Source organism: Flavobacterium sp., assembly GCF_040379285.1.
Classification (GTDB): Bacteria; Bacteroidota; Bacteroidia; order Flavobacteriales; family Flavobacteriaceae; genus Flavobacterium.
On sequence record NZ_JBEILJ010000006.1, the window covers coordinates 54,589 to 73,206 of the forward strand.

Here is an 18,618-nt window from a genome sequence, read left to right on the forward strand (position 1 = left end):
TTTATTTTTTCAACGGAAGTAATTTAAAATAGGTCACCACAAACCTGTTGCCTTTGATTTCACCAATGACTTCCGCTTGACGGATGGCCGAACAGAATCCGTCCTCCGCATGGGCATCACCATGATCGTCTAGTTTGGTTCCCTCTACAAAATAGGATTTGCCATCAATGCGCACCGCCAAATCACAGCCTTTTTTGTCTTTCATTCCAAATTGGCATTGCCCACAGGAGACTTCAACCCACTGTGTTTTGGGTTGGTCTTTGGGTTCTTGCGCTTGTGCAGTGAAGGATACAACAAACAAGCAAAAAGTAAATAGGATAGTTTTCATAGCTTACGGATTTACAGTAATTTTTTGCGCCGTTTCTTGCGCGCGTTCAACAAGTTGCTCAATCGGTGTTGCTAAAACATCGTGGGTCAACACTACGCCCATTCTGCGGTAGGGTCGCGAAGTGGGTTTTCCAAAAATACGAAAATCAGTTTTAGGCAAACCCGCCACGGTTGCAATACCAGAGTAGGTAGGGTTTTCAGAGTTGGCTGTCGCTAAAACTACCGCACTTGCTCCTGCTTTTTCTTGGGTGATTTCAAAAATAGGCAAACCCAACACCGCCCGTAAATGTAATTCAAATTCGTTGAAATTTTGTGTGCCCGCCAACGTCACCATACCCGTATCATGCGGGCGTGGGGAGAGTTCAGAGAAATAGACACCTTCGTCGGTCAAGAAGAATTCGACGCCAAACAATCCTGCCCCACCCAAGGCTTCGGTAACTTTACGCGCCATATCTTGGGCTTCGGCCAAGTCGCGGTCGGAAACGCGGGCAGGTTGCCAACTCTCTTGATAGTCGCCGCGTTCTTGACGGTGACCAATAGGCGCACAGAATAATGTGGGATTGTTATGTTGTGTAACGGTGAGTAAAGTAATCTCCGAATGGAAGTTCACAAAGGCTTCCACAATCACTTCGACCACATCGCCACGCGATCCTTCTACGGCGTAGGCCCAGGCTTTGGCAATATCCTCGGAAGATTTTATGGTAGATTGGCCTTTGCCCGACGAACTCATTAAAGGCTTCACCACACACGGAATACCTACTTCGGCAACGACTTGTTCCAATTCGGCAGCGGAGGTCGCATAGCGGTAGTGGGCCGTGCGTAGTCCTAGGTCTTTAGCCGCCAAGTCGCGAATGGCTTTGCGGTTCATGGTAAAGTTGGCCGCTTTGGCAGAAGGAACTACCGTTATGCCTTGCGCTTCATAGTCGTAAAACCGCTCGGTGCGAATGGCTTCGATTTCGGGAACGATTAAATCAGGCTGGTGTTTGGCAACGATTGCGTCAAGGGCGGCACCGTCGAGCATGTTGATGACTTCAAAACCGTGGGCGACTTGCATCGCGGGTGCATTTTCGTAGCTATCGACCGCTATCACGGTTTGTCCGATACGTTGGGCGGCGATGACAAATTCTTTTCCGAGTTCACCGGAACCTAAAAGTAAAATCTTTTTTTTCATGCAGTATATTTTGTTACGGTAGGCGAAACATTCATTTCAAGTTGCGTTAGGGGGTGCACTGGAAAGCCCGGATGCTGGAGTTTACGGAGGCAACGGACTTGCAAGGGAACACCCGACCTGAAAGGGGACGCCCAAAAAATAAAATAAAAAAAGCCCCAAGTTTCCTTGAGGCTATGGGTTTATGCTAGGGCTTCTTTGATGCGGCGTAAGGCTTCGGTAAGGACCTCTTCGCTGGTGGCGTAGGAGAAACGGATGCAGTTGGGGTTTCCGAAAGCGTCGCCGGTTACTGTGGCTACATTGGCTTCGGAAAGCAAATACATCGAGAAATCATCGGCGTTTTGAATCAATTTTCCGCGCAAGGTTTTTCCAAAAAAGGACGACACATCGGGGAAAACATAAAAGGCGCCTTCGGGAATGTTGATTTTCATTCCGGGAATATCTTGGATCAAGCCGACCACTAAGTCGCGACGGCGTTGGAAAGCGGCCACCATGTCGTTTAACACACTCGGATCGGCCTCGACGGCGGTAATTGTAGCGCGTTGGGCTATCGAGTTGGCACCACTGGTTACTTGCCCTTGCATTTTGGTACAGGCTTTGGCAATGATTTCGGGGGCACCGATATAGCCAATACGCCAGCCGGTCATGGCAAAAGCTTTGGCCACACCATTGACGGTTATCGTGCGGTCAAACATCCCCGGAATCGAAGCAATGCTGCAGAAGGTTCCCGAGAAGTTGATATGTTCGTAGATTTCGTCCGAAACGACGTAAAGATTGTCGTGTTGTAGAATGATTTCCGACAGCGCGGTCAATTCTTCGCGGCTATACACCGAACCGCTGGGGTTACAGGGCGAACTGTACCAAATCATTTTGGTTTTGGGTGTGATGGCGTGTGCCAATTGCTCGGGTGTAATTTTGAAATCGCTTTCCACGCTCGTAGGAACTTCCACCGGGATGCCGCCTGCGATTTTGATAATTTCGGCGTAGGAAACCCAATACGGTGCAGGAAGAATCACTTCGTCACCCGGATTGATCATCACTTGGGCAATGTTGTACAACGACTGCTTGGCGCCTGTAGAAACCACAATTTGCGCCGGAGTATAGGTCAGATTATTGTCGCGCTTGAACTTACGGCAAATGGCTTCTTTTAGTTCGAGGTACCCATCGACAGGCGAGTAGGTACTGTAATTTTCATCAATGGCTTTTTTGGCAGCCGCTTTGATAAAATCGGGCGTATTAAAATCGGGTTCGCCCAAACTTAAACTGATGATGTCTTTTCCTTGCGCTTTCAATTCGCGTGCCAAGGCGGCCATCGCTAGGGTTTGGGATGTAGTCAGACTGTTGATACGGTCGGATAACGGATTCATAGGGGTGTTGTGTTTTGAGATTTCGGGCAAAGATAGTCCTAAAATTTAAGCCAATTGGGGTTTTTTGCCCAATTCCCTCAAGTGGGTAAAATGCGAAATCACGGCCTCCCGCATGGTTTTGAACTCATAATAGGGAAGATTACATTCTTTGGCCGTTTGTTTTACGATTTCTGCAATTTTGCCGTAATGAATGTGACTAATATTAGGAAAAATGTGGTGCTCAATTTGGTGATTTAAACCGCCTGTATAATAATTCACCAACCAGTTTTTTGGGGCGAAATTAGCCGTAGTATACAATTGGTGAATGGCCCAAGTATTTTCGATTTCTCCATTTTCATTGGGTACGGGGTTGTGGGTTTCATGCACCACGTGGGCCAATTGGAATACGATACTTAAAATAAGACCTGCGGTATAATGCATTACTGCGAACCCTAAGATTACTTTCCACCAGGTAATTCCCATCACCATGGGGGTTACTAACCAGATAGAGAAATAAATCACTTTGGTAATGATTAGGGTAGTCCATTGGAAGGTAGGACTTTTGAAATCGCCATACGAAAGTTTACGGGCTAAGTAGCGTTTCATTTGCAAAAAGTCGGTAGTAATGGCCCAGTTGAACGTGAGCAATCCATATAAAAAGATGGAATACACATGTTGAAACTTGTGGTGTTTATACCATTTGGCTTCGCGTGTAAAGCGCAAAATACGTCCCGCTTCTAGGTCCTCATCATGGCCCAAAATATTGGTATACGTATGGTGTAAAACATTGTGTTGCACTTGCCAATTGTACACATTCCCTGCCAAAATATAAATACTGCCGCCCATAATTTTGTTCACCCAAGATTTGGCCGAATACGAGCCGTGATTCCCGTCGTGCATGACGTTCATACCCACACCAGCCATCCCGATACCGGTGATGATGTTGAGCAAAAGATACATCCAAAAAGGCATATCCATGGCCAATACAAAAAAGTAAGGCACGAGAAAAATTGAAAACATTACAATCGTTTTCAGGTGCAATTTCCAGTTTCCAGTGCGGCTGAGGTTGTTGTCTTTGAAGTAATCGTTTACGCGCTTGTTGAGCGTTCTGAAGAATTTTAATTGATCATTTTTGGAGAAGATAGGACTTCCTGCTTCCATGTATTCTAAATTTTAAATATTGCCTCAAATTTAAGTAATATAATTTTTTCAAACCTGACATTGCTCATATTTTATTAACGATTTAACGTAACTTTGTCCAAAATTCAATGCATGGAAGAAATTTGGAAGCAATTTCCTAACCTTACTGAAAATCAACGCAATCAATTGGCACAATTGCAGGCCCTTTACACCGAATGGAATGCTAAAATCAACGTGATTTCACGAAAGGACATTGACGAGTTGTACACCCGACATGTCTTGCATTCGCTGGGGATTGCCAAGGTCATGGAATTTCAACAGGGCGCTTCGGTGATGGATGTAGGAACAGGAGGTGGATTTCCAGGTATTCCGTTGGCCATACTTTTTCCCGATACGCAATTTTACTTGATTGATGTCATTGGTAAAAAGATAAAAGTGGTGCAAGAAGTAGCTGCCGCTTTGGGGTTGACCAATGTGAAAGCAGCCCAAATGCGCGCGGAGAATGTGCAAGAAGAATTTGATTTCATTGTGAGCCGTGCCGTTACCAACATGCCCGATTTTGTAAAATGGGTGCGCGGCAAAGTAAAAAAGCAATCCAAACACCCGCTCGACAATGGAATCCTTTATTTAAAAGGCGGTGATTTAACTGAGGAATTGGCAGTATTTCAGCGCACCGTACTGTATGATTTAGCAGACTATTTTGAAGACCCGTTTTTTGAAACCAAAAAAGTAGTATACCTTCCGTTGAAGTATAAAACCTAAAAAAAAGTCCCTCTTAAAAAGGGACTTTTTGGTTATGATTTAATCAGCTTAAAGGTTTTTTTCTCCGATTCATTCGACAACGTCAAAAGATAGGCGCCAGCAGTAAGATCCATCGGAATGCCTATCATACCCGAAAAGGTGTCCAACGTAGCTTTCCAAATGGTTTTTCCTGTCATATCGGTAAGCTGCAAGGTCGAGGCTATGACTTCTGTTGGAGCATAGAGTTCCAATACACTCCCTATCGGATTTTTTACCTGAAGTTGCGCTATCGCAACGGAGTTCAATCCCAACTGTCCTTGTACAATTTCGTTGTAAGCAAAAAGTTGGTTGGTCGGCGTTAAGGTGACGTGATTTTCATTCACATTGGGTACATGGTAATTGACAAAAGGGGTGACCGTGTTGGTTGTAATCGAACTATACCAATTGGGATTGGAAACGGCCAAGGCGCTTAATGTGGGAATAAAATCAAAAAATTGAATCTCCAAATTATCCATAAACTCCGTAATCAAGGTGTTGCCCGGAGCTCCTGTAGCCAATCCCGACATGTCAAAACGGCCCCCAGGCGCCGAATCCAATCCAGCCGTGGTAGCAGGATAACGGCAGTTGGCTAAGCTTTCCAATAAGGTGACCCAACCAAAAAGGATAAAGGTCTGTCCACGGAAACGGCTCACTTGGTTGGTTTGACCTGCAGCCGGCGTAAAGCGTAAGTTGATAATGGCCCGTTGGGAGCTACTTTGGTTAAACGTATGGTCCATGACGACCATATCGGGTGTGCCTGTCATCGTTCCATTGCCCGCCCCGTTGGCGATGGCAACATTGCGCACCGTAGTGGGGAATCCCATCGTGTTGAGTTCGTTTTGAAAGGCATCCCGAAAGTTGGGTGCCCCCGTTGGCAATAAAGCATTGGTAGTCGTCATGAACTCAAAAGCACTTCCTGCTTGCAAGTGACCCTCCAAATGGTCAATCAACATCTGACGCGCAGCGGGACTCTTCAACATCCCGTTGACAATAGCCTGCATGGAGGTGTCGCCCAAAGGACCAAACGCCATATAGTTGAACAAATGTTGAAAGCCAATCGGAACATTGGCGCCTAGATGGGGCGAGTCAAACGAAATGTACAAACGGGTGTCGTGACTTAAGCTATTCATTTCCATATACCGCAGCGCATAACGTGAAATCAGTCCTCCCATGCTGGGTCCGATCACTACATTTTGCTCGTTTCCAACTTTCTGCGCATTGATTTGCTGCAAGAGTTCGACCAACACAAAGGCATTGCGCTGGATAAAGTCCACACCGCCATCGACCGTTGTCGTGCTATTCGGACGGACATAATTGGGGAAGTTGAGCACTATGACATCAAACCCTAAGGCGCGTAAATCATCGGCCATATTTTGTCCCACACCATACGTTAATTGATTGTAAATAGCGGTTGTATTTCGGGTGTCGCCGGGGTCAAAACCATCGACAAGAATAATGGGTTTGTCCAAAATACCATTGGTGGTGTCCAAAAAAAGTTCGTATTCCCCACGACTGGCAAAAGGAGCAGTTTCTCCAAATCCTTGATAGGTAAGCGTCGAATTTATCGTATTGACCACGTTGGGAACAACAGTAAAACCATTGCTTTTACCGTACACTTGTCCTTCCGTGGTAAAGGTAAAACGGCTCTGTGACTGACTTCCGTCGGTAAATTGAAGGGAGACTTCTACCGTATGTTGCCCACTTCGGGGAAAGGTAATCGGTATTTTTTGTCCTTTTTGTAGGGAAAAAGTACTGCCGTTTTCCAAAGTAAGTACCAATGAAGCAAACGTTTTGGAAGTGCTAAACACCAAATGTTCAGGGAGCGTAAATGTTACTGCATTGGTGCGAGAAGTAGCCATTATTGGTGCTACACCTGTAAAATGGTGTTGTTGTAAATAGTTGGCATTTCCTTTGGCCAACCATTGCCCTTGGCTGTTTTTTTGCAAGTTGACATATTGGCTTTGTGGGATGGATTCAAAATCGGCGTCCAAAAGAGCAAGGGGAATTTCTTGATGCGCAATTCCAAGCGCTCTTTGGGTTTCCCACACCGAAAGATTGGGCAAGCGCTGGTCAAAATCTGCCCGTTGGAGTTCGCTGTAAATTTGTTTAAAAAGTGAGGCGTTGAGTGTGTTGGGCGCTTGTTCTTTGATTTTTGAATGACACCATACCCGGTCGATGAGGATATGGGTTTGGGTATCGGATTTCAATAGATCGTAAGCAGCTTCTTGCGCGTGTAGGGTCATCCCCCATAAGCCCAAAACGAAAATGCGTAATGTTTGATTCATGTGTTAGGATTTTGATTTCCGAATGTACAAAAAATTCATAATCAAGCGAATAAAAAAATCCGATTCTTAGGTAGAACCGGATTTGTATACGATGAGCGTTGTAAAACTATTCGCCCAAAAACGGATAACGATAGTTTGCTGGCGTGACAAAGGTTTCTTTGATGGTACGCGGCGAAACCCAACGCAATAAATTTTGCATCGATCCCGCTTTATCATTGGTTCCTGAAGCTCTAGCTCCACCAAACGGTTGCATACCCACAACTGCTCCTGTGGGTTTGTCGTTGATGTAGAAGTTCCCAGCACTATTTTCTAACGCTTGAGTGGCTTCTACAATAGCGTAACGATCTTGGCTAAAAATAGCACCCGTCAAGGCATATTCCGACGTTTGATCGATCAGCGTTAAGGTATCTTTCCAATCGGCATCTTTATATATATACACCGTTAATACGGGGCCGAACAACTCGGTTTCCATCGTTTTGTATTTTGGATTGGTTGTCAAAATCACCGTGGGCTGGATAAAGTACCCCACCGATTTGTCGTAGTTCCCCCCAAAAAGTATCTCAGCATCGGCATCTTGTTTAGCTTGCTCGATGTAGGAAACGAGTTTATCAAACGACCCTTCATGAATGACTGCAGTGACAAAGTTGGAAAAATCTTCAGGCGAACCCATTTTTATGGAAGCCAATTCTTTTTCCATTTCTTCTTTAATCGCCGGCCACAAAGATTTTGGGAAATACGCCCGGGAAGCCGCACTACATTTTTGTCCCTGAAATTCAAAAGCACCACGAATGGTATTGGCCACAACTTGTTTTACATCGGCTGAAGGATGGGCCAAAACAAAGTCTTTACCACCCGTTTCTCCAACAATACGGGGATAAGTTTTGTAGGTGTGGATATTTTCGCCAATTTTTTTCCAAATTTCTTTAAATACAAAGGTTGAACCGGTGTAGTGTACGCCAGCAAAATCAGGGTGTTTCAAAACAATATCGGTGATCATAATGGGGTCGCCAAAAATCACGTTGATTACCCCATCAGGGACACCTGCTTCTTGGAAAACATCAATAATTACTTTGGCCGAAAACACCTGACTGTCGCTGGGTTTCCAAACTACGGTATTCCCCATTAAGGCGGCACTGGCAGGAAGATTGGCTGCAATAGCTGTAAAATTAAACGGTGTAATCGCGTACACAAATCCCTCTAGCGGACGGTATTCCACACGGTTCCAAATGTCGGATACCGAAGTGGGTTGGTCGCTGTAGATTTGCGTCATAAACTCCACATTATAGCGCAAGAAGTCAATTAACTCACAAGCGGCATCAATTTCGGCTTGAAAAATCGTTTTAGATTGTGCAATCATCGTCGCTGCATTGATGCGTGCACGGTAGGGACCTGCAATCAATTCGGCGGCTTTTAAAAAGATGGCAGCGCGGTGCTCCCAAGGCATGTTGGTCCATTTTTTTCGGGCTTCCAAGGCGGCATCTATCGCTTGTGTAACATGCGTAGCTTCGCCCAAATGGTAGGTACCTACAATATGTTGATGATCGTGCGGTGCCGATAGGGTTCGCGTATTTCCTGTTCGAACTTTTTGACTACCAATGTACATAGGCACATCAATCGTTTCGTTCCACATTTTTTGATATGCGGCAAGCACAGCTGCTTTTTCAGGGGAATTGGGGGTGTATGCTTTTACGGGTTCGTTAACCGCTTTGGGGACATTAAAAAATCCTTTAGGCATGGTGATGGATTTAAAAATTGAACAATAGAAAAAAAATAGGGGTGCTTTTTACGAATGCGTTACCCTTTCGCAAAAATACAAAGGTTTTGGTGATAAATAAGGAATCGGAAAATAATCTTAAACGGATTTAATTCAATGCGTAAGGGGCGTTCAAGCGGAAGCCTGGAACAATTACCCGAAAGTTTTTGGTGGTGGTAAAATTGACCATAGTAAACCAACCCCGCATAGCTCCGTGGGGCGAAGAAAGTAAGCATCCTGAAGAATACGTGTGCGTTTCCCCCGGTTTTAATACGGGTTTTTTTCCAATAACGCCCTCGCCATCGACCGTTTCTAAGTCGTTGAGGGAATCAAAAATTTCCCAATGACGGGACAACAATTGTACCGAGTCTTTACTGTGATTTTCAATGGTAATTTCATACGAAAAGGCATAGTGCAGCTTATAATTTTTGAAGTATGTACCTTCAAAATTTGTGCTGACAGAAATCTTTATGCCTTTGGTGATTTGGGTAACCATAACCTCGTTTTAGTGACGTAAAATTAAAAAAAATATGTAATAGTCAACGAATTACCTGTTAAAGTATCATTAATTGATGATGTCAACCGAAGAGGCAATTCCTTTTCCAATGACCCGGTCATAGCGCTGGTTGTTTTCGCGATAATAGACCAAAACCATATAATCATTTTCGGTTTCAAAGTAATTACCATCGAGGGCATTTTCTTCATCAATATTGCCACGACTGTCTGCAATGGTGTAACTATAATTGGTAAAACCTTGCTTAATCATTACTGCCTTCTCATACATTTTTTTCTTTTCGTTGTACTCCATTTTGTACTCGTCATTGAGGGCAAAATTGTTGAACATTCCCGTGATGTAAATGTTTTTATTGGCAAAAAAGGCAGGAGCCGACAACGAAAAATAAACCCAAGCATAATCCGCCTCTATTTCTGAATTGGCCGCGTTGACATTGTTTACCATGAAGTTCCCGTTTTTATCAGGCCAAAAGGTATAGGGTTTGTTACCTCGCGCTTCATTGGTGTATAAATAGCAATTGTATAATCCGCCGTTGGTGTCAATTCGGGCGATGGAGTTATTGGCTGCTTGAATGATCTTGTTTTCCAAAAACAAATACTCGTTGCCACCCCAAAATTGTGTCTCCGCATCGTATTTGTAAATCAAATCATTACCTACTGTAAACATGGGACGGATGTTGGTTTTAGCATTATTGAATTTGCCGTTTTGAAGCAACATTACTTTGACATTTTGCAACGGACTCTGGAAGGTAATCGAGCCCGAACGAATGGCAAAATCAAGGTTGTGCTTGTGCGGAGCATCTTCATTACGGCGCGCGCGTTTTACCTGAACAGGGACTGAAACTAGATTTTCATACAACACAAATTTGCGCGAAAAAACCACTTCACGATCTTCGTTCAAAATACTAATTATGTAGTTGCCACTTACTTTAATTTGGGTGAATTTGTTGGGAAATCCGATGCGGTAGTGCGAATAGATTTGCAAACAATTGAGTGAGTTGGTGTACTCTATGATGCGTTGGTCGTTGAATCCATTCAAATATTCGTTGATGGTGAGTTGTGAAGGTTTCCAATCGTAATCACAATGCGTAATGCGATAGTAGTAGTTGTCTTCCGAGCCGTGTAAATCATCAAATTGCAATTGAAATTCGTCGCCCAACTGAAAGACGGGGACTTTATTCAGCCCATTTTGGATAAAAGAAACCGTTTTGATGTAGTAGGGTGGAAGTACTTCTTTTTCTTGCGTCCAGCCCCAACAAAAACAAAGGTGTAATCCGAACAGCCAAAATAGATTGCGCATATTTCTTGGTTTAGTTTCGTAAAGATACCAAACTCGCGAAAATAATGCCAAATTATTTAAAACAAACCGGAATGATCTCTCCCGGTGCTAAACAATAGCGTTCAACTTCTTCGGGAGTTAGTTTTTCAGTATAACGCTCTTCAACTACGGTAAACCCAATGCGGCGGAGTTGGTCAAAATAATCGCGGCCATACACGCGCACATGGTCGTATTGACCAAATATTTTTGCCCGTTCTTTGGGGTCTGTGATGCTGTCATCCGAAAAAGTAGTGGCCCGCTTGAGGTCCTGCGGAATTTGAAAAATCCCCATCCCGCCAGGTTTCAACACGCGATACAATTCTTGCATGGCTTTGGTATCATCCGGAATATGTTCCAACACATGGTTGCAAAAAATGATATCGTACGTATTATCTTCAAAAGGTAAGTTGCAAATATCCGCTTTGATGTCGGCCAGTGGCGACAATAAGTCTGTGGTGGTATAATGAATATTGACTTGTTTTTTAAAACGCTTATAAAACTCTTGTTCGGGCGCAAAATGCAATACGTTCTTTTTTTCTGTTGCGGTAAAAAAATCGGTTTCCCGCTGCAAATACAACCATAACAAGCGATGACGCTCCAGCGATAAGGTGCTCGGCGAAAGGACATTATTGCGTTGTGATCCATAGCCATAGGGTAAAAACATGCGAAAGCTTTTGCCATCAATAGGGTCGGTGAAACGATTTCCGCTTAATACGAAGGCCAAAATTGGGCGCACCACGATACTCAACCGAATTAACAAGGGGCGAGGAATGGTGTTGAGTATAAACTTGAATACTTTTTTGATCATAATACCAAGCGGGTTTTTCGGAATTCATCCTCCTCATTGCTTTCAATACCCAGTGCTTGATAGACGTATTGAAAGGTAGAAAGTAATTCGGGTTTTCCATCAATCAAGGCGACATTGTGTTCAAAATGCGCACTCGGTTTTCCGTCCGCGGTCAAAATCGTCCAACCGTCTTTCAATTGCTTGATGTTTTTTGTGCCCATATTGATCATTGGCTCAATAGCAACCACCATGCCTTCTACAAACAATTTTCCGCGACCGCGTTTACCGTAATTCGGCATTTCGGGTTCTTCATGCATTTTTCTTCCTAAACCGTGCCCCACCAACTCTCGAACCACGCCATACCCATGACTTTCACAGTATTTCTGAATGGCATTTCCTACATCCTCTACACGATTGCCAGCACGAAATTCACGAATGCCTACATACAAACTTTCCTTGGTTACTTGCAACAATTTTTTGACTTCAGGAGCCACTTCACCAATTTCAAAACTATAGGCATGATCGCCGTAGAATCCATTTTTTAGCACCCCACAGTCTACCGAAATCACATCGCCTTCCTCCAAAGGTTTGTTGCTCGGAATACCGTGAACCACTTGGGCATTCGGACTCACGCACAGGGTGTTTGGAAAACCATACATACCCAAAAATCCGGGTTCAGCTCCGTGATCACGTATAAATTCTTCGGCGAGTTTGTCCAACTGTAAAGTGGTCACACCAGGTTGAATGACTTTGGCTATTTCCCCTAAGGTTTTGGAAACCAGCAACGCACTTTCGCGCATGATTTCGATTTCTTCATGGGTTTTGGGTTGAATCATAACTAAAAAATGAGACCGCAAAAGTAGGTATTTTTTTTGGAAAAATTACTGCAGATCACCCTGTCCTCCTCTTGGTTGTGGGGGTTGCTTTTCTGAAGTTGGGATGAGAAATATCATATTTTTTTGGCACAACAAGCCCTACCTTTGATGCAATAATTGATATATGTATGCGAAAATATGTAACGGCCGACGAAGCGGTCAAAGTAGTAAAATCAGGCGATCGCGTGTATTTGCAAGCGGCCGCTGCAGCACCAACCGAATTGGCTAATGCGTTAACCGATCGGGCATCTGAGCTGCGTAATGTTGAAATCTGTCATTTGCACACCGAAGGCGAAGCACGGTATGCGCATCCCGATTTGGCCGAGAGTTTTCATGTGAATTCCTTTTTTATAGGTGCCAATGTTCGTCATACACTCAAAGTGGGTAACGGTTCCTATACGCCTGTTTTTTTGAGTGAATTGCCCCTTTTATTTCGAAAAAATGTGCTTCCGATTGATGTCGCTTTCATCCATGTTTCACCACCCGATATGCACGGGTATTGTTCGCTTGGGGTCTCGGTTGAAGCTACGGTAGCGGCTATTGAGAATGCCAAAATTGTCATTGCGCAAGTCAATCCCAAGATGCCCCGAACTTTTGGGGATGGTATTCTTCACGTCTCTGAAATTGATTATTTGGTCGAAGTAGATACGCCTATTTATGCGCATGATGTTGAATCGCCTTCTCCCGAGGAAGAAAAGATTGGGTCCTACATCGCCTCATTGATTGAAGATCGCAGTACGTTGCAAATGGGAATTGGTTCGATCCCCAACGCAGCTTTAAAACAGTTGATTCATCACAAAGATTTAGGCTTACATACCGAAATGTTCTCCGATGGGGTGATTGATTTGATCGAAAAAGAAGTGATTACGTGCAAGTACAAAGGAACACTTCGCGGACGGGTGTTGGCTACGTTTTTAATGGGTTCCCAACGCTTGTATGATTTTGTACACGACAATCCTTTTATCGAAATGAAAGAGTCTTCGATGGTAAATGATACAGCGCGCATTCGAAAGAATCCCAATATGGTAGCCATCAATTCGGCGATTGAAGTGGATGTGACAGGACAAGTTTGCGCCGACTCAATAGGTCCACGCATGTACTCCGGCGTTGGCGGTCAGATGGATTTTATCCGCGGGGCTTCATTGAGTCCAGGGGGTAAAGCGATTATTGCACTTCCCTCCATCACCAAGCGCGGTGAAAGTCGCATTGTACCGTTTCTTAAACAAGGCGCCGGCGTAGTGACTACCCGAGCACACATCCATTATGTCATTACCGAATATGGCATTGCGGACTTGTACGGTAAAACATTGAAGCAACGCGCCGATGCGTTGGTTCGTATCGCTCATCCTACCCATCAAGAGGCCATCGAGCGAGGCTATTATGAAATGGTTCAACAGGGATAAAAAAGAAAAACGCCAATAAAGGCGTTTTTTTATGCTATATCTTAAGGTGTTGATTCTTTCCGTTACTCGGGTTGTGCCATAATGCGGAAGAGTTCGGCATTGGAAATCAGGTAGCGGTTGTTTAAAGCAATCGCTGATAATTGGGCGGTGACCAAATTGTTTTCGCGTGAATTCAGCAAGAAAATAGAACTCTCTCCAAAAGAGAATAAACGTTCCTCCGATTGCAACATCACTTGATAATCGTTGACCAACTGATTGGTTAACAATCCTTGTTCGAGTAAAGAATTCAATTCGGTTTGTTGCGCTTTGACCTTGTTGCCCAATTGAACACGTTCCAGGTTGAGGTCAAATTGAGCGTCTTGTACTTTGAATTTGGCCAATTTCAAACTACCGCGTTCCTTGCGTAAAAAGAGCGGGAAAGAAAAGTTGACGCCTATTTTGTAATTCTCAAAATCTCGATTGTTCCAAGCACTCGGTTCTGAAAGGTAGTGATACCCCACATTGGCTTTGGGCAAAAGCATATTGGCCTTTAACTTTCGGTCGATTTCAAGCAGATTGACTTTGCTTTCTAAGGCGGTGATTTTTGGGTGGTTGTTCATACTAACATCACCCGCCATCAAAGCGTTGGTGCGTAAAGTTTCCTGAATCGTTTTTTCCAATTCGGGTTCGGGGATCATCGTGTCTTGCAACTCCATCGGAATGTTGTTTTCCAACCAGAGGAAGTTCGACAATTCCAGTTTGGCTTTGACCAATTTCAACTGGGATTCGGTGAGGCTTAGTTTGCGATTACGCACGATAATTCCAGCTTCTACACTATCGATGGCGGGTTTGTCTCCGTTGCGAATCAAGCCGCTAATCCCTTTGAATCGGATCTCCGCATTGGTTAAATACGTCTTATACAATTGGACTTCGTCATAGGTTCGTTTCCAATTGAAATAAGCTACCGAAGCATCATAAAGTACCTGTACCGCTTCCAATTGACGTTCGGCGTTACCCAAGTTGATTTGAATTTTTGCTTTACGCAAATCGGCCATTCGTTGGTTGATCCAAAGTCCTTGCCCCAGCGGAACCGTCACTCCAAAGGAAGTTAGTCCTTGATTGGGCAGTGTATTTTCGGGGTTGACAAAAATCCCTTCGCTGTTGTCAAAACCAGCTTTGACTTCGATACCGTACCAGGTTGGAATTTTAAAACTGCTATTCAACAGCGAGAAGTATTCCTTTCCCTTGAATTGTTTCGAATCAAAGTCCACTTCTATTTTGGGGTCAAATGCACCCCGTGCCATCATCAAATTGGCTTGGGCATTGCTAATGTTTAAATCGGCGCTTTTTACCCGTGGATGAAATTTTTTCACATATCCCAAAAACTCGTTGTAGGTGAGAATGTTTGATTCTACATTCTGACCCCACACAGGTATTGTGATTAGGAAGAAAAGTATTTTTTTCATATGTTTCAAGTAGGCCTAAAGCCTGAATTTTTTAACCCTGATTGCCGTGAAAATCCCGTGGCCGTTACCAAACGGCTGCGGATTGTAACAGAAAGCAGGAACTACGATGGCCGGGAAGCCCAAGCCATTCGTTCCTCATTATTTTCCTTTGCCATCTGTTTTTGATTCCCCTTTGTTACCGCCTTTGGGTTGGTAATAGTTGGGCGGGAATCCGTTGAGTGTTCGCCAGATTTCATACCAAACGGGGACATTGTTTAACAAGGCCAAGGTTTGCGCTCCTGAACCAATGCTGATTTGTTTCGGCCAGGCTTGATCTTCGGGATCGGGTGCGATCAACACGCGGAATTTTCCGTTAGTGCTGATAAAATTCTCCACGGCCACAATGCGACCTCCAAAAGTTCCGTACGACATATTCGGCCATCCCGAGAAGATGACGGTCGGCCATCCGTCGAACCAGATTCGTACGCGTTCGCCTTTGTGAATTAGCGGAATATCGTTGGGACTCACATAGGTTTCTACGGCAATGTCGTATTTGGCCGGCATGATACTCACGATTTCAGTTCCTTCTTTGATGGTTTCCCCAAGTCCCGATTTTAAGGCGCGGTTTACATAGCCATTTTGCGGGGCAGTAATGTAATACAGGCCGTTACGAATGCGGTAATTGGTGTATTGATTTTTGAGTTTGTTGACTTGTGCTTCGGTGTCAAACTGGTTGCTCATTGCCGTAAAGCGATCGCTGCGTGCTTTGGAGGCTTTCTCAGCATATTCTGCACCGATACGATTGATTTCGACACGGGTGTTGATTAACTCGTTTTTACTGGCCAAAAATTTGTTTTCTTGGGTGATGATTTTGGCTTCTACTTCCTGTAATTTCAAGCGTTTCTCTTCCACATCGGTCAACGGTTTTAACCCTTCCTTATTTAACGTCACCGCGCGGTTGAATTGGGTGTTGGCAATTTTAAGTTGGGTTTTTACCGCCTCCAAGTCCATGCTGTCACTTTGAACTTTAAGCAGCGCTTGACGGATTTTGTTTTGGGCTTGTTGCAACTTCAAATTCCGCTCACTTTCGATGGCTTGAATTTGGGTTCCCAGCGTGACTACTTTATCGCCGTAGGATACACCAGCCATAGCTTTGGCTTCCATTTGACTTTTGGTGTTGCCTACTAAATCGGGGTCAAAGTAATCTTCTTTGATCTCAGAAATAAACAAAATAGTATCGCCTTTTTTTACATAGTCCCCCTCTTTAACAAACCATTTTTCAATACGGCCCGCGATGGCATTGTGCACGGTTTGGGGACGTTGGTCGGGTTTGAGCGTGGTTACTGAACCCGTTCCGCCGATGTTTTGCGTCCATGGTAAAAATAAAATGATGACGATGATAATGGATACCCAAAGGATAATACGATTGAGTATTTTGTAATGGGGACGGTCGGCTAAATTTTTAACCGTACTGTATTGCTCAATTTTTTCGGTAATCGGATTTTTTTCGGATAGATTAAGCATGGGGTTATTGCGTTATATCGTTACTAATTTTACCTTCAGTGATATGGATAATGCGGTTGCATTTTTGTTTCCAATATGGATTTTTTGAGGTCACAATCAAGGTCCAAGGATTCTTTGAATCGGTTAAGAAATCGATAATTTTTATCGCGGCATCGTAATCCATTTTGTCTAAAGGATCTTCATAAAATAAAATCTTCGGTTGGGTAACAATACTGCGTGCCAATAAGATTTTTTGCGCATTGGAAGAAGATAATTGACGGCCTTCCGGATAAATCATGGTGTCTAAACCTTCGGGAAGTGATTTGATAAAGCTACCCAAACCCACACTGTCGATAGCCCATTTCACTTGTTCATCGGAAACGTGGGAGTTTTTAAAGGTGATATTTTCTAAAATCGTACCTTCAAAAGGGGTTTCATCATTCAAAATGGTACCAATATGCAAACGGAATTGGTTGATGTCTACTTTGCGATAGGTTTCGTCATTGATAGAAAACGAACCCGTAGTAGGTTGCATCAATCCCGAGAGAATGCGAATGAGCGTTGATTTTCCTGAACCGTTACGTCCGTCCAAGTAAATTTTTTCACTGGGATTAATGGTCAAATTGATGTTGGACAGCACCGGATCAGATTCACCTGGGAATTTGAAACATAAATGATCGGTAACAATTTGAATGTTGGTATAACAAAATTCAGGTTCTTTGGTTTCCATTTTTTCGGTATCCAATTCGACCACATGCGCAATTTTTTCTACCGAGGTCAACACATCGTAAAAGGTTTCCAAGCCCAAGATCACTTTCTCGACCGAGTTGATGACCAAAAGAATGATTATCTCGGCAGCAACAAACTGTCCAATATTCATTTCACGGCTTATGACCAAGAACCCACCGATGATTAACAACGATGCGGTGATTAAGATTTTAAATCCAATCAATTGAATGTATTGGCGTTTGATCACGTTGAAATGTTTTTCGCGGTTGACCAAGTATTCTTTTACCAAATGATCATTTTTGTCGAGTGCAAAATCAAAGTTCTCCCGACGACGGAAACTGATGCTATTGCGGGCAATTTCTTGCAACCATCCTACCACTTTATATTTGTACTTTGATTCTTTTAAACTTGTGTCGAGTCCTTTGTGGTAGGAAAAGCGGAAAATCGCATACAACATAAACAGCAACAGCAACCCAAACAAGATGAAGAACGGGTGGTACAACGAGAGTAAGATAATCCCGAAGATGATTTGCAGTAAGGCCGAGGAAAAATCAATTAATAATTTGGAGGTCCCTTTTTGAATGGTGATTGTATCAAAAAAACGGTTGGCCAATTCTGGAGGGTAGGTGTTGTACAGCGCTTCAAATTTGATTTTTGGCAAACGGTAACTGAATTCAAACGAGGAACGGATGAATATTTTCTGTTGTAAATTTTCAGTAATTCGCAATTGCATAACGGATAAAACGCCTCCCAAGGCGACTCCAAAAACCACAATGACCAACAAAAGAATCCAAGAGGCACTTACTTGTCCCGATTGAATTAAGTTGATAATGGCTTGTATACCAAGCGGAAGCGACAAGCTCACTAATCCGGCAAAAACCGCATACAAGATGATTTGGGTCACATCTTTTCGGTCAACTTTTAACAAGCCAGTGAGGCGTTGAAGAGGGGTGGATTTCATACTTATTTCAAAATTTGTTCCATTAGATTTTTATAAAAAACAGCGGGTGATTGGGCTTCATTGCAATCGGTTATGGTCGTCAAATGCTCTTTCAAAAAATGTTGGTGTAAAGAACCTTCAATGATTGACGATGCCAAACTTTTAGCAAAAGGGTAATCGGATTTAGCTTCCAAAATTAAATTGACCAACCGGTTGATGACGCGTTTGTACACCAAAAAAAAGCCCTCTCGATTTTCGCGGTCGACTTCTTTGGTCAAGATTGTTTTGGTAAATTCCAAAATGATAATGTTGTTCAGTAACGCTTCA

Annotated in this window: 15 protein-coding genes and 1 pseudogene; 2 read left to right on the forward strand and 14 right to left on the reverse strand. The window is 43.6% G+C overall.

Annotated elements, in window-relative coordinates:
* Position 1: 1 nt before the first annotated feature.
* The 4 genes from ABWO12_RS02630 to ABWO12_RS02645 all read right to left on the reverse strand — a co-directional run bounded on the left by ABWO12_RS02630 (position 2) and on the right by ABWO12_RS02645 (position 4,002).
* Entirely contained in the window at positions 2-328 is a 327-nt protein-coding gene (locus ABWO12_RS02630; RefSeq protein ID WP_353086969.1) for a DUF6370 family protein, read from the reverse strand.
* 3 nt (positions 329-331) lie between these two features.
* The gene (gene purT / locus ABWO12_RS02635) at positions 332-1,498 is read right to left on the reverse strand and encodes a formate-dependent phosphoribosylglycinamide formyltransferase (RefSeq protein WP_353086971.1); all 1,167 of its coding nucleotides are present in this window, start codon (positions 1,496-1,498) and stop codon (positions 332-334) included.
* A 179-nt stretch (positions 1,499-1,677) separates the two neighbouring features.
* Positions 1,678-2,862: a pyridoxal phosphate-dependent aminotransferase gene (locus tag ABWO12_RS02640; protein ID WP_353086973.1), complete on the reverse strand. Its 1,185-nt coding sequence runs from the start codon at positions 2,860-2,862 to the stop codon at positions 1,678-1,680.
* Positions 2,863-2,907: 45 nt separating this feature from the next.
* Positions 2,908-4,002, reverse strand: coding sequence for a fatty acid desaturase family protein (locus ABWO12_RS02645; RefSeq protein ID WP_353086975.1), 1,095 nt, complete (start codon positions 4,000-4,002; stop codon positions 2,908-2,910).
* A gap of 111 nt (positions 4,003-4,113) precedes the next feature.
* Here ABWO12_RS02645 and rsmG point away from each other — a divergent pair, with 111 nt between their 5' ends.
* Positions 4,114-4,743 carry a 16S rRNA (guanine(527)-N(7))-methyltransferase RsmG gene (rsmG, locus tag ABWO12_RS02650; RefSeq protein ID WP_353086977.1) on the forward strand — a complete coding sequence of 210 codons (630 nt, stop codon included), beginning with the start codon at positions 4,114-4,116 and terminating at the stop codon, positions 4,741-4,743.
* Between the two features lie 32 nt (positions 4,744-4,775).
* Here the strand turns inward: rsmG and ABWO12_RS02655 are convergent, their stop codons facing one another.
* From ABWO12_RS02655 to map, 6 genes are all read right to left on the reverse strand, one after another.
* Entirely contained in the window at positions 4,776-7,046 is a 2,271-nt protein-coding gene (locus ABWO12_RS02655; protein WP_353086979.1) for a T9SS type A sorting domain-containing protein, read from the reverse strand.
* A gap of 106 nt (positions 7,047-7,152) precedes the next feature.
* Positions 7,153-8,781 carry an L-glutamate gamma-semialdehyde dehydrogenase gene (gene pruA, locus ABWO12_RS02660; RefSeq protein WP_353086980.1) on the reverse strand — a complete coding sequence of 543 codons (1,629 nt, stop codon included), beginning with the start codon at positions 8,779-8,781 and terminating at the stop codon, positions 7,153-7,155.
* Positions 8,782-8,908: 127 nt separating this feature from the next.
* Positions 8,909-9,295: a Co2+/Mg2+ efflux facilitator ApaG/CorD gene (apaG, locus tag ABWO12_RS02665; protein WP_073363011.1), complete on the reverse strand. Its 387-nt coding sequence runs from the start codon at positions 9,293-9,295 to the stop codon at positions 8,909-8,911.
* Positions 9,296-9,364: 69 nt separating this feature from the next.
* Positions 9,365-10,612, reverse strand: a complete 1,248-nt coding sequence (locus ABWO12_RS02670; protein ID WP_353086982.1) for a type IX secretion system plug protein — start codon at positions 10,610-10,612, stop codon at positions 9,365-9,367.
* Positions 10,613-10,664: 52 nt separating this feature from the next.
* Positions 10,665-11,435 (reverse strand): class I SAM-dependent methyltransferase, encoded by a 771-nt coding sequence (locus ABWO12_RS02675; RefSeq protein ID WP_353086996.1) that lies wholly within the window; start codon positions 11,433-11,435, stop codon positions 10,665-10,667.
* Positions 11,435-12,253, reverse strand: coding sequence for a type I methionyl aminopeptidase (map, locus tag ABWO12_RS02680; protein WP_353086983.1), 819 nt, complete (start codon positions 12,251-12,253; stop codon positions 11,435-11,437). The genes ABWO12_RS02675 and map overlap by 1 nt, the downstream gene beginning before the upstream one ends.
* Positions 12,254-12,420: 167 nt before the next feature.
* Here map and ABWO12_RS02685 point away from each other — a divergent pair, with 167 nt between their 5' ends.
* Positions 12,421-13,695, forward strand: a complete 1,275-nt coding sequence (locus ABWO12_RS02685) for an acetyl-CoA hydrolase/transferase family protein (RefSeq protein ID WP_353086985.1) — start codon at positions 12,421-12,423, stop codon at positions 13,693-13,695.
* A 62-nt stretch (positions 13,696-13,757) separates the two neighbouring features.
* On the opposite strand, the gene ABWO12_RS02690 is transcribed toward ABWO12_RS02685, so the two are convergent.
* The 4 genes and pseudogenes from ABWO12_RS02690 to ABWO12_RS02705 all read right to left on the reverse strand — a co-directional run.
* On the reverse strand, positions 13,758-15,140 hold the full coding sequence (locus ABWO12_RS02690) for a TolC family protein (protein WP_353086987.1): 1,383 nt from the start codon (positions 15,138-15,140) through the stop codon (positions 13,758-13,760).
* A gap of 138 nt (positions 15,141-15,278) precedes the next feature.
* Positions 15,279-16,643 (reverse strand): HlyD family secretion protein, encoded by a 1,365-nt coding sequence (locus ABWO12_RS02695; protein ID WP_353086988.1) that lies wholly within the window; start codon positions 16,641-16,643, stop codon positions 15,279-15,281.
* A 4-nt stretch (positions 16,644-16,647) separates the two neighbouring features.
* The gene (locus ABWO12_RS02700) at positions 16,648-18,312 is read right to left on the reverse strand and encodes a peptidase domain-containing ABC transporter (protein ID WP_353086990.1); all 1,665 of its coding nucleotides are present in this window, start codon (positions 18,310-18,312) and stop codon (positions 16,648-16,650) included.
* Between the two features lie 2 nt (positions 18,313-18,314).
* Positions 18,315-18,618, reverse strand: a pseudogene (locus ABWO12_RS02705) (TetR/AcrR family transcriptional regulator); the annotation flags it as partial.

What these genes read in the sequence shown, in the direction of transcription:
- ABWO12_RS02630 (WP_353086969.1), bottom strand. Translation starts at nt 328, where the DNA reads ATGAAAACTATCCTATTTACTTTTTGCTTGTTTGTTGTATCCTTCACT.
- purT (WP_353086971.1), bottom strand. Translation starts at nt 1,498, where the DNA reads ATGAAAAAAAAGATTTTACTTTTAGGTTCCGGTGAACTCGGAAAAGAA.
- ABWO12_RS02640 (WP_353086973.1), bottom strand. Translation starts at nt 2,862, where the DNA reads ATGAATCCGTTATCCGACCGTATCAACAGTCTGACTACATCCCAAACC.
- ABWO12_RS02645 (WP_353086975.1), bottom strand. Translation starts at nt 4,002, where the DNA reads ATGGAAGCAGGAAGTCCTATCTTCTCCAAAAATGATCAATTAAAATTC.
- rsmG (WP_353086977.1), top strand. Translation starts at nt 4,114, where the DNA reads ATGGAAGAAATTTGGAAGCAATTTCCTAACCTTACTGAAAATCAACGC.
- ABWO12_RS02655 (WP_353086979.1), bottom strand. Translation starts at nt 7,046, where the DNA reads ATGAATCAAACATTACGCATTTTCGTTTTGGGCTTATGGGGGATGACC.
- pruA (WP_353086980.1), bottom strand. Translation starts at nt 8,781, where the DNA reads ATGCCTAAAGGATTTTTTAATGTCCCCAAAGCGGTTAACGAACCCGTA.
- apaG (WP_073363011.1), bottom strand. Translation starts at nt 9,295, where the DNA reads ATGGTTACCCAAATCACCAAAGGCATAAAGATTTCTGTCAGCACAAAT.
- ABWO12_RS02670 (WP_353086982.1), bottom strand. Translation starts at nt 10,612, where the DNA reads ATGCGCAATCTATTTTGGCTGTTCGGATTACACCTTTGTTTTTGTTGG.
- map (WP_353086983.1), bottom strand. Translation starts at nt 12,253, where the DNA reads ATGATTCAACCCAAAACCCATGAAGAAATCGAAATCATGCGCGAAAGT.
- ABWO12_RS02685 (WP_353086985.1), top strand. Translation starts at nt 12,421, where the DNA reads ATGCGAAAATATGTAACGGCCGACGAAGCGGTCAAAGTAGTAAAATCA.
- ABWO12_RS02690 (WP_353086987.1), bottom strand. Translation starts at nt 15,140, where the DNA reads ATGAAAAAAATACTTTTCTTCCTAATCACAATACCTGTGTGGGGTCAG.
- ABWO12_RS02695 (WP_353086988.1), bottom strand. Translation starts at nt 16,643, where the DNA reads ATGCTTAATCTATCCGAAAAAAATCCGATTACCGAAAAAATTGAGCAA.
- ABWO12_RS02700 (WP_353086990.1), bottom strand. Translation starts at nt 18,312, where the DNA reads ATGAAATCCACCCCTCTTCAACGCCTCACTGGCTTGTTAAAAGTTGAC.